Source organism: Pseudomonas sp. ASL7, assembly GCF_056680375.1.
In genome coordinates this window covers 192,682-203,800 of record NZ_CM155279.1, presented here as the reverse complement: position 1 = coordinate 203,800, position 11,119 = coordinate 192,682, and the positions used below count along the sequence as shown (strand labels likewise).

Below are 11,119 nucleotides of genomic sequence, written 5' to 3'. Positions count from 1 at the left end.
CTCACTGGCCGACGACCTTCACCGTCGAGCCATCGTCGAGTTTGTCCCCGCCCTCGGTGATGACTTGCTCACCGTTCTTGACGCCGTTGTCGAGAATCGCCGTGACATCGCCCATTGCCGGGCCAGCCTTGATGTTGCGCAGGCTGGCCTTGTCACTGTTGACCACGAACAGGAAATCGCCCTTGCTGCCATGCTGGATCGCGGTGGTCGGCACCACCGGCGCCTGGCTCAGGGTGTCAGCCTTGAGCCGGGCATTGACGAACTGGTTGGGAAACAGCGCATTGCCTGAGTCATCGAACTGCGCCTTGACCTTAATCGTGCCGGTGCTGATGTCCACTTGGTTGTCCAGGGCCAGCAGGCTGCCGGTGGCCAGCAGATTGTGCTTGTTGCGGTCGTAGGCCAGCACCGTTACCGGGCCACGGGCCAGCGCCTGATTGATCGAGCCCAGATCATCCTCGGGCACGGCGAAAACCACGGTGGCCGGGTTCATCTGAGTAATCACCGCGATCCCGGTGACGCTGCCGTTGGTCACGTAATTACCCGGATCCACCAGCCGCAGGCCGACCACACCGTCGATGGGCGAGGTGATGGTGCAATAACTCAATTGCACCTCGAGGTTTTGCACGTTGCCCTGATCGGCCGCGACCGTGCCCTGCTGTTGCTGGACGAGGGAGGCCTGAGTATCGAGGGTTTGCTGGCTGGTGGAGCCGATTTTGATCAGTTCGCGAAACCGCGCCAGATCGCGCTGGTTGTTGCTCAGCACCGCCTGATCGTGGGCCAGGGTGCCTTTAGCCACGGCCAGTTGAGCCTTGAGTGCGCGGTCGTCAATCCGGGCGATGACCTGGCCTTTGCTGACGCGCTGGCCCTCTTTGAATTCCACGGTACTGAGAATGCCGTCCACCTGGCTCACCACCGTGACGCTACGGGTCGGCGTCACGGTGCCGAGGGCGTCGATGTAAACCGGTACGTCCTGCAACTTCACCGCCACCGCCGCCACGGGTTCGGCCGGTGGCGGCGGTTTGGCTTTGTGCTGGCCGCCGCTCAGGTAAAACCACAGGGCGAACACCAGCAACAGCACCACGCCGAAGATAAGAACGAACTTGCCTTGCCTGTGTTTCTCCACGGCTGCCCGCCCCTTGCATCTGATTGCTGCCTACACTCTAGCAGCGCCCCAGTTCTCAGCCTGAAGGATGGCAAGTTTGTTCAGATACGCGACAGCCTGATGCGACGAGTACCAGACCCTGAGCATTCTTGAGCGCCGCGCGAGCCCGGTGCTAACATGCGCAACCGCCAGCACAGGCAAGGAACCACCTGGTTTATGAGCACCATCCGCGAGCGCAACAAAGAATTGATCCTGCGTGCCGCCAGTGAAGAATTTGCCGACAAGGGCTTCGCTGCGACCAAAACCAGCGACATCGCAGCCAAGGCGGGATTGCCCAAGCCCAACGTCTACTATTACTTCAAATCCAAGGAAAACCTCTACCGCGAGGTCCTTGAAAGTATCATCGAGCCGATCCTGCAGGCCTCGACGCCGTTCAACGCCGACGGTGTGCCAAGCGAAGTGCTCAGCGGCTACATCCGCTCGAAAATCCGCATCTCCCGCGACCTGCCCTTCGCCTCCAAGGTGTTCGCCAGCGAAATCATGCACGGCGCCCCGCACTTGAGCGCCGACCTGGTCGAGCAGCTCAACGGTCAGGCCAGGCACAACATCGACTGCATCCAGACCTGGATCGACCGCGGCCAGATCGCCCCCATCGACCCCAATCACCTGATGTTCAGCATCTGGGCCGCAACCCAGACCTACGCCGACTTTGACTGGCAGATCACGGCCATTACCGGCAAGGCCAAGCTCGATGAAGAAGATTACGAAGCGGCGGCGCAGACGATCATCCGGTTGGTGCTCAAGGGGTGTGAGCCGGATCGGTAGACCGAGTCGAGACCATCGCGAGCAAGCTCGCTCCCACACTTGATCTCAGGCATTCACAAATCCCCTGTGGGAGCGAGCTTGCTCGCGATAGCGGCAACTCGGTATCTGATCAAATCCAGATAGCATCCCACAGCGGATAGTTGCCAAGCCGCTCTACCAAGCCAGCCCGCAATGGGTTGGCCACGACATAACGAGCTAGCTTCACCAAATCCTCGTCTCGCCTCAATGCTCGATCGTGATAGCCCTGCTGCCAAAGGCTGCCCTGGCGACCGGTGGACATGTTCACCGCTCGCGTGCTCAGTGATTTGGTCTTTTGCATCAGTTCACTCAATGATCCCTGCTGCAACTCAATCAACCAGTGGAAGTGATCAGGCATAACCACCCAAGCCAGTGAATTCGCCCAACCCTGATTTTGAGCATAACGAAACTGACCCACGATCAACCGGCCCAGAGAGAAGTCCTTGAAAACAGGCTCTCGGCCAAGTGTATTGGTGGTCAGTAGATAGATTCGGTTTGGTTCGGCATAGCGCCCAAGGCGTAGTCGATGTGAAGCTGGAAGATCAGGCATTCCTTTGCCGCTCTCATGATTTAAGTCATGTGAAGACTAGGCCCGTGAATGCTTGAGGGTGAGGCAGACTTTTAGCTGGATGTGTCCTGAAGATAGCTATCGCGAGCAAGCTCGCTCCCACAGTGGATTTGGGATGAACACAAAATATGTGAACACTCGCCCCCCTGTGGGAGCGAGCTTGCTCGCGATGGCGGCAGTTCAATCACCACAAATCAAGCACTAACCCCAGCATCCGCCCGCAATCCCAACGCCTCGATCGCATTGATTGCGCATTGCTCATCGACATCAGAAAGATCACCACTGATCCCCACCGCCCCTAACACGTTCCCTTCCTGATCCCGAATCAACACACCGCCCGGTGCCGGCACCACGCTGCCCTGCCCCAGGCTGTTCAAAGCCGCGATGAACGCCGGGCGTTGTTGTGCGTCCAGCGCCAGCAGGCGTGAGCCTTTGCCCAGGGCGATGGCGCCCCAGGCTTTGCCGATGGCGATCTGCGGGCGTAGCAGGCTGGCGCCGTCTTCGCGCTGCAGGGACACCAGGTGCCCACCGGCATCCAGCACGGCAATGGTCAACGGAGCCGCCGAGATTGCACGTCCCGCGGAGATGGCCTGACTGGTCAGGTTGACTGCAACTTTCAAGGTTAAAGCGCTCATGGTGCCGTCCTCATTTTGTTATACGGAAAGCGGTAGGCCTTCGTTTTGTTCAGAAGTCCGATAGGACAAATAGAACACAACAACTTATTTTTTTGTATACAATAATTTTCGAAAAGCGCCACATGCGACGAAAAGCCACAGCAGAACCGGCTTTCGACGAATGAAACGACCGCTTGAGAAAATGGATTGACCTGCGCCGTCCGCCGTGAATACACTCTGCGCAAAGCCACTTGTATACAATTACAAAACGTAAGAGGCACAAAACCATGAGCAAAATGAGAGCAATCGAAGCCGCCGTTCTGGTGATGCGCCGTGAAGGGGTTGATACCGCTTTTGGCATCCCGGGTGCAGCCATCAACCCTCTGTACTCCGCCCTGCAAAAGGTCGGCGGCATTGATCACGTCCTCGCTCGCCACGTTGAAGGCGCCTCGCACATGGCCGAGGGCTACACCCGCACCAAGGCCGGCAACATCGGCGTGTGCATCGGTACTTCCGGGCCTGCCGGTACCGACATGGTCACCGGGCTCTACAGCGCCTCGGCCGACTCGATCCCGATCCTTTGCATCACCGGGCAAGCACCCCGCGCCCGTATGCACAAGGAAGACTTCCAGGCGGTCGACATCACCACCATCGTCAAGCCAGTGACCAAGTGGGCAACTACCGTCATGGAGCCGGGCCAGGTGCCTTATGCGTTCCAGAAAGCCTTCTACGAAATGCGCTCCGGCCGTCCCGGCCCGGTGCTGATCGATTTGCCGTTCGACGTGCAGATGGCTGAAATCGAATTTGACATCGACGCCTACGAACCACTGCCGCTGGCCAAGCCATCGGCTAACCGCGTGCAAATCGAGAAGGCCCTGGCCATGCTCGATCAGGCCGAGCGCCCACTGCTGGTGGCCGGTGGCGGCATCATCAATGCCGATGCCAGCGAGTTGCTGGTGGAGTTCGCCGAGTTGACCGGTATTCCTGTGATCCCGACCCTGATGGGCTGGGGCACGATCCCGGACGATCATCCATTGATGGTCGGCATGGTCGGTCTGCAGACTTCGCACCGCTACGGCAACGCCACGCTGCTCAAGTCCGACGTGGTGCTGGGTGTCGGTAACCGTTGGGCCAACCGTCACACCGGTTCGATCGACGTGTACACCGAAGGCCGCAAGTTCATTCACGTCGACATCGAGCCGACGCAAATCGGCCGCGTGTTCAACCCGGACCTGGGCATCGTGTCCGACGCCGCTGCCGCGCTGACCGTGTTCATCGAAGTGGCTCGCGAATGGCAAGCCGCCGGCAAGCTGAAAAACCGTAGCGCCTGGCTGCAAGACTGCCAGCAGCGCAAGGCCAGCCTGCAACGCAAGACTCACTTCGACAACGTGCCGGTCAAGCCGCAGCGCGTGTACGAAGAAATGAACCAGGTGTTCGGCAAAGACACTTGCTACGTCAGCACCATTGGTCTGTCGCAGATTGCCGGCGCGCAGTTCCTGCACGTCTACAAGCCGCGTCACTGGATCAACTGCGGTCAGGCCGGCCCGTTGGGCTGGACCATCCCGGCTGCGCTGGGCGTGGTCAAGGCCGATCCGACCCGCAAGGTCGTGGCATTGTCGGGCGACTACGACTTCCAGTTCATGATCGAAGAATTGGCGGTGGGCGCGCAGTTCAAGCTGCCGTACATCCACGTGGTGGTAAACAACTCGTACCTGGGGCTGATTCGTCAGGCTCAGCGCGGTTTCGACATGGACTACTGCGTGCAGCTGTCCTTCGATAACCTGAACGCTCCGGAACTCAACGGTTACGGTGTCGACCATGTTGCCGTCGCCGAAGGCCTCGGCTGCAAGGCCCTGCGGGTGTTCGAACCGAGTCAGATCCAGCCTGCCCTGCGCAAGGCTCAGGAACTGATCGAAGAGTTCAAGGTGCCGGTGATCGTCGAGATTATTCTGGAGCGTGTGACCAACATTTCCATGGGTACCGAAATCAACGCGGTCAACGAATTCGAAGACCTGGCTCTGGTCGGCAACGACGCGCCGACCGCGATTTCGCTGCTCGATTAAATTGACCTGATACCTGTAGCAGCTGCCGAGGTACGAGGCTGCGTTGCGTGTCCGCAGGACCGCCGCCGAGGGCCGCTTCGCAGCCCAACGCAGCCTCGTTCCTCGGCAGCTGCTACAGGCACCTACTTTTACAGGAGACCACCATGCCGCGTTTCGCAGCCAACCTGTCCATGCTGTTCACTGAGCAGGATTTTCTTGCCCGTTTTGAAGCGGCCGCCAAGGCCGGTTTCAGTGGTGTCGAGTACCTGTTTCCTTACGACTTCAGTTCCGCCGAGATCAAGGCCAAACTCAATGCCAACGGCCTGACCCAGGTGCTGTTCAACCTGCCGGCCGGTGACTGGGCCAAGGGCGAACGCGGTATCGCGTGCCTGCCGGACCGGGTTGAGGAGTTCCGCGCCGGGGTCGACCTGGCGATTGCCTACGCCAAAGTGCTGGGCAACACCCAAGTCAATTGCCTGGCCGGCATCCGCCCACAAGGCATCGACGATGCCACCGTGGAAAAAACCTTCGTTGCCAACCTCAAATATGCGGCCGACAAGCTGCAAGCGGCGGGCATCAAACTGGTGATGGAAGCGATCAACACCCGCGACATCCCGGGCTTTTACCTGAACAACACGGCGCAAGCCCTGTCGATTCGCGAACAGGTCGGTAGCGCCAACCTGTTCCTGCAATACGACATCTACCACATGCAAATCATGGAGGGTGACCTGGCCCGCACCATGGCCACGCACTTGGGCGAAATCAACCACATCCAGTTGGCCGACAACCCGGGGCGGAACGAACCAGGCACCGGTGAAATCAACTACCGCTTCCTGTTCGAACACCTGGACCGCATCGGTTATCAGGGCTGGATCGGCTGCGAGTACAAACCGCTGACCACCACAGAAGCGGGTTTGGGCTGGCTCAAAACCCACAACGCGATCTGACACAAAACCCTGTAGGAGCGAGCTTGCTCGCGAAGGACGCCAACGATAACGCGTACCGCCTGGATGGACCGGGCGCGAAATCGTCCATCGTCGGAACGCCGCCCGGAGCAAGCTCGCGCCTACAAAAGCAGCGCTCCCATATTTGCTTGAGCAAGACAAAAACAAGAGGATTTTCTCATGGCTAAAATCGGATTTATCGGCACCGGCATCATGGGCCACCCAATGGCATTGAACCTGCAGAAAGCCGGTCACAGCCTGTTCCTGTCGGCGCACCACGACCCTGCGCCGGCCGACCTGATCGCCGCGGGCGCCGTCGCTCTGGCGAACCCGAAAGAAGTCGCGCAGGAAGCCGAGTTCATCATCGTCATGGTTCCGGATACCCCGCAGGTCGATGACGTGCTGTTCCGTGCCGACGGTGTTGCAGCCGGAGTTGGCAAAGGCAAGATCGTGATCGACATGAGCTCGATCTCGCCCACCGCCACCAAAACCTTCGCGACCAAAATCAACGAAAAAGGCGCTCAGTACCTCGACGCGCCGGTGTCCGGCGGTGAAGTCGGCGCCAAGGCTGCGACCTTGAGCATCATGGTCGGCGGCGATGCCGATGCCTTCGAACGCGCTCTGCCGTTGTTTCAGGCCATGGGCAAGAACATCACCCTGGTGGGCGGCAATGGCGACGGTCAAACCGCCAAAGTGGCCAACCAGATCATCGTGGCGCTGAACATCCAGGCCGTGGCTGAGGCCCTGCTGTTCGCGTCGAAAAACGGTGCTGATCCGGCCAAGGTGCGTGAAGCGCTGATGGGCGGTTTCGCCTCTTCGAAGATCCTCGAAGTGCACGGCGAGCGCATGATCAAAGGCACTTTCGACCCGGGTTTCCGCATCAGCCTGCACCAGAAGGACCTTAACCTGGCCCTGGCTGGCGCACGTGAGTTGGGCATCAACCTGCCGAATACCGCCAACACCCAGCAAGTGTTCAGCACCTGCGCGGCCATCGGTGGCAGCAACTGGGACCACTCGGCACTGATCAAGGGCCTGGAGCATATGGCGAATTTCTCGATTCGCGATAAGTAACACCGGCCTGAAGCTGGCTCGGTCCCCTGTGGGAGCGAGCTTGCTCGCGATGGCATCGCCTCGGTCTGCCTGAGAGACCGCGTCGCCTGAATCGCAGGCAAGCCAGCTCCCACAGGACCGCGTCGCAACACCTGCTGTCGTTTAATCCCAATAACAAGAATTCCGGGAGCCCGCCATGTCGGTCGATCCGCAACAATTCCTGCGCGAGCTGTTTGCCACAGCCATTGACGCGGCCCATCCACAGCAAGTCCTCGAAGCTCATTTACCCAAAGACCGCAGCGGTCGGGTGATCGTCATTGGCGCCGGCAAAGCTGCAGCCGCCATGGCTCAAGTCGTCGAGCGCTGCTGGCAGGGTGAAGTCTCAGGTCTGGTGGTGACCCGTTATGGCCACGGCGCCCCCTGCGAAAAAATCGAAGTCGTCGAAGCCGCTCATCCGGTGCCGGACGCGGCGGGTCTGGCCGTGGCCAAACGGGTGCTGGAACTGGTCAGCAACCTGACCGAAGACGATCGCGTGATCTTCCTGCTGTCGGGCGGCGGCTCTGCCCTGCTGGCCCTGCCTGCGGCCGGCATTACCCTCGCGGACAAGCAATCCATCAACAAAGCCCTGCTCAAATCCGGCGCAACCATCGGCGAGATGAACTGCGTGCGCAAGCACCTCTCGGCGATCAAGGGTGGCCGCCTCGGCAAAGCCTGCTGGCCTGCCACTGTTTATACCTATGCGATTTCCGATGTACCGGGCGACCTCGCCACGGTTATCGCCTCCGGCCCGACCGTGGCCGATCCAAGCACCTCGGCTGAAGCGTTGGCAATCCTCAAGCGCTATGGCATCGACGTCCCGGCGTCGGTACGCAACTGGCTGCAAAGTGCGGAATCGGAGACGGTAAAACCCGGCGATCCGAGTCTTGAACGCAGTCATTTCCAGTTGATCGCCCGTCCACAACAGTCACTCGAAGCGGCCGCGGTGAAAGCCCGCCAGGCTGGGTTCAGCCCGCTGATCCTCGGTGACCTGGAAGGCGAATCCCGCGAAGTGGCCAAGGTTCACGCCGGCATCGCGCGGCAAGTGGTCTTGCATGGCCAGCCATTGGCGGCGCCGTGCGTGATCCTCTCCGGCGGTGAAACCACCGTCACCGTACGCGGCAATGGCCGGGGCGGACGCAACGCCGAATTTCTGCTGAGCCTGACCGACAGCCTCAAAGGCCTGCCCGGTGTCTACGCGCTGGCCGGTGACACCGATGGCATTGACGGTTCCGAAGACAACGCCGGCGCGATCATGACCCCGGACAGCTACGCCCGCGCCATCGCCCTGGGCCTGAGCGCCAGCGACGAATTGGATAACAACAATGGCTACGGCTATTTCGAGGCGTTGGACGCACTGATCGTCACCGAGCCGACCCGTACCAACGTCAACGACTTCCGCGCCATCCTGATTCTCGAGAGCCCTAAACATGACGCCTGACAAAAAAGTCAAAATCCTCGCCACCCTCGGCCCGGCCACCGACGGAATCGACGACATCCGTGAGCTGGTGCTGGCCGGGGTCAACATCTTCCGCCTGAACTTCAGCCATGGCGATCACGCCGACCACGCCCAGCGCTATCAGTGGATTCGCGAAGTCGAGCGCCAGCTCAATTACCCGCTCGGGATTCTGATGGACCTGCAAGGTCCGAAACTGCGGGTCGGCAAGTTCGCCGAGGGCAAGGTGCAGTTGCATCGTGGCCAGGCCTTGCGCCTGGACCTGGACCCGACGCCGGGGGATGAGCGCCGGGTCAACCTGCCACACCCGGAAATCATCGCGGCGCTGGAGCCGGGCATGGACCTGTTGCTGGACGACGGCAAGCTGCGCCTGCGGGTGGTGACCAAGTATGCCGATGCCATCGACACCACCGTGCTCAATGGCGGCGAGCTGTCGGACCGCAAAGGCGTGAACGTGCCGCAAGCGGTGCTGGAACTGAGCCCACTGACAGCCAAGGATCGTCGCGACTTGAGCTTCGGTCTGGAGCTGGGTGTGGACTGGGTGGCGCTGTCGTTCGTACAGCGTCCGGAAGACATTCGTGAAGCCCGCGAACTGATCGGCGATAAAGCATTTTTGATGGCCAAGATCGAAAAACCATCCGCGGTGACACAGCTGCGGGAAATCGCCGAGTTGAGCGACGCAATTATGGTCGCTCGCGGAGATCTCGGCGTTGAAGTGCCGGCCGAAAGCGTGCCGCAGATTCAGAAGAACATCATCAGCACTTGCCGCGAACTGGGCAAACCGGTGGTGGTGGCGACGCAGATGCTGGAGTCAATGCGATTCTCCCCGGCACCGACCCGTGCCGAGGTGACTGATGTTGCCAACGCCGTCGCCGAAGGTGCCGATGCGGTGATGTTGTCGGCGGAAACCGCGTCCGGCGAGTACCCGCTGGAAGCCGTGCAGATGATGAGCAAAATCATCCGCCAGGTGGAAAACGGCCCGGACTATCAGACGCAACTGGATGTGAGCCGGCCGAAGGCTGAAGCGACGGTGTCCGATGCAATCAGTTGCGCGATCCGTCGCATCAGCAATGTGCTGCCGGTGGCGGTGTTGGTCAACTACAGCGAGTCCGGTACGTCGAGTCTGCGTGCGGCGCGGGAACGGCCAACGGTACCGATTCTGAACCTGACGCCGAACTTGCAGACCGCACGCCGGTTGACCGTGGCGTGGGGCGTGCATTCGGTGGTCAACGACCGGCTGCGCCAGGTGGATGAGGTGTGCTCGACGGCGTTGGAGATTGCACAGGCACAGGGCATGGCCAAGCGTGGCGATACGTTATTGATCACGGCAGGTGTGCCTTTCGGGCAGCCGGGGTCGACTAACTCATTGCGCATCGAAACGTTGATTTAGCGCCTGTACTGGCCTCATCGCGAGCAAGCTCGCTCCCACAGTGGATTTGTATTGTTCACAAATCCATCAACTGAACAGAGATTCAATGTGGGAGCGAGCTTGCTCGCGATGCAGGCGCCACGATTCACCTGAAACTTTATAGATTCCACCATGCCTGCCAATCACTTCAACACCCACTGCCCCGATTGGGCGACTGCCCTGCTCAACGGCTTCAGCCAGATCTTCCTCCAGCGCCATCCGCTGTGCGGCCTGCTGTGCCTGTTGGCGATTCTTTTTACCGCGCCAACCCTGCTCGGCGGTGCGCTGTTGGGTGGCGTCGCCGGATTGCTCACTGCGCAACGTCGCGGCTATGCCAAGGCCGATCGTCAGGCCGGGCTGTTCAGTTACAACGGCGTTTTGCTCGGCTTGCTGCTGAGTCTCTATTTCCCTTGGTCAGCGATGTTGCCGCTGGTGATCATCGCCGCTGGCGGACTGAGTGCAATGCTCACTGAGCAATGGCTCAAACGCGCCCGCGACCTTCATTACCCGCCCGCCTACACCGCGCCCTTTGTCGGCATAAGCTGGTTGCTGCTGTCGTTCGCAGCCCCCCAAGCCCCCGCGCCGCTCCTCGAAATGAACACGCTCAACCTGCTCGCCGCTTCACTGAAAGGGCTTGGCCAGGTGATGTTTCTGGGTCATCCATTGGCGGGAGCGCTGATTGCCCTCGGCTTGCTGATCGCCGACCGCCGTGCGTTTTTATGGGCGCTGCTGGCGTCCGCTGCCGGCCTCGGCTTCGCCTTGCTGCATCACGAAACGTCTAGCGCATTGCTCGGTTTGAACAGCTACAACCCCGTGTTGGCCGCCCTTGCCTTCAGCCAGGTTCGCCGCCACCCCTGGCTGCCGCTGCTGGGCATTACACTGGCAATACTGCTCACACCGGCTTTCGCCGCACTCGGTCTGGCCACGCTCACCGCGCCATTCATCCTCGCCTGCTGGCTGATCCGCGCCAGCCTTCGCCTGTTGCGCCAGACAACGATAGACAGCGCGCCTTGCGCTTTGAAGGAGAATCAACCTAGGCTTCGCTGATCATTGGTT

10 protein-coding genes are annotated in these 11,119 nt (G+C 60.4%); 7 read left to right on the top strand and 3 right to left on the bottom strand.

Features of this window, described 5'->3' with window-relative positions; translation table 11 throughout:
- Position 1: 1 nt before the first annotated feature.
- Positions 2-1,123 carry an efflux RND transporter periplasmic adaptor subunit gene (locus tag AC1MDT_RS00965; RefSeq protein WP_480420286.1) on the bottom strand — a complete coding sequence of 374 codons (1,122 nt, stop codon included), beginning with the start codon at positions 1,121-1,123 and terminating at the stop codon, positions 2-4.
- Between the two features lie 195 nt (positions 1,124-1,318).
- Here AC1MDT_RS00965 and AC1MDT_RS00960 point away from each other — a divergent pair, with 195 nt between their 5' ends.
- The gene (locus AC1MDT_RS00960; RefSeq protein WP_438662594.1) at positions 1,319-1,927 is read left to right on the top strand and encodes a TetR/AcrR family transcriptional regulator; all 609 of its coding nucleotides are present in this window, start codon (positions 1,319-1,321) and stop codon (positions 1,925-1,927) included.
- A 109-nt stretch (positions 1,928-2,036) separates the two neighbouring features.
- Here AC1MDT_RS00960 and AC1MDT_RS00955 read toward each other — a convergent pair whose 3' ends face one another.
- Both AC1MDT_RS00955 and AC1MDT_RS00950 read right to left on the bottom strand, forming a co-directional pair.
- Complete coding sequence (locus tag AC1MDT_RS00955) at positions 2,037-2,495, bottom strand: REP-associated tyrosine transposase (protein WP_480420285.1); 459 nt, start codon at positions 2,493-2,495, stop codon at positions 2,037-2,039.
- Between the two features lie 212 nt (positions 2,496-2,707).
- Positions 2,708-3,148 carry a GlcG/HbpS family heme-binding protein gene (locus AC1MDT_RS00950; protein WP_414906047.1) on the bottom strand — a complete coding sequence of 147 codons (441 nt, stop codon included), beginning with the start codon at positions 3,146-3,148 and terminating at the stop codon, positions 2,708-2,710.
- A gap of 266 nt (positions 3,149-3,414) precedes the next feature.
- Between AC1MDT_RS00950 and gcl the strand changes: the two genes are divergently transcribed.
- From gcl to AC1MDT_RS00920, 6 genes are all read left to right on the top strand, one after another.
- Positions 3,415-5,190: a glyoxylate carboligase gene (gcl, locus tag AC1MDT_RS00945; protein WP_480420284.1), complete on the top strand. Its 1,776-nt coding sequence runs from the start codon at positions 3,415-3,417 to the stop codon at positions 5,188-5,190.
- A gap of 143 nt (positions 5,191-5,333) precedes the next feature.
- The gene (gene hyi, locus AC1MDT_RS00940) at positions 5,334-6,116 is read left to right on the top strand and encodes a hydroxypyruvate isomerase (protein WP_480420283.1); all 783 of its coding nucleotides are present in this window, start codon (positions 5,334-5,336) and stop codon (positions 6,114-6,116) included.
- A gap of 177 nt (positions 6,117-6,293) precedes the next feature.
- On the top strand, positions 6,294-7,184 hold the full coding sequence (locus AC1MDT_RS00935; protein WP_480420282.1) for a 2-hydroxy-3-oxopropionate reductase: 891 nt from the start codon (positions 6,294-6,296) through the stop codon (positions 7,182-7,184).
- Positions 7,185-7,359: 175 nt separating this feature from the next.
- Positions 7,360-8,640, top strand: a complete 1,281-nt coding sequence (locus AC1MDT_RS00930) for a glycerate kinase type-2 family protein (RefSeq protein ID WP_480420281.1) — start codon at positions 7,360-7,362, stop codon at positions 8,638-8,640.
- Complete coding sequence (gene pyk, locus AC1MDT_RS00925) at positions 8,630-10,045, top strand: pyruvate kinase (protein ID WP_480420280.1); 1,416 nt, start codon at positions 8,630-8,632, stop codon at positions 10,043-10,045. The genes AC1MDT_RS00930 and pyk overlap by 11 nt, the downstream gene beginning before the upstream one ends.
- A 150-nt stretch (positions 10,046-10,195) precedes the next feature.
- A complete protein-coding gene (locus AC1MDT_RS00920; RefSeq protein WP_480420279.1) occupies positions 10,196-11,110 on the top strand; it encodes an urea transporter in 915 nt (304 codons plus the stop codon).
- The last annotated feature ends 9 nt before the right edge of the window (positions 11,111-11,119 follow it).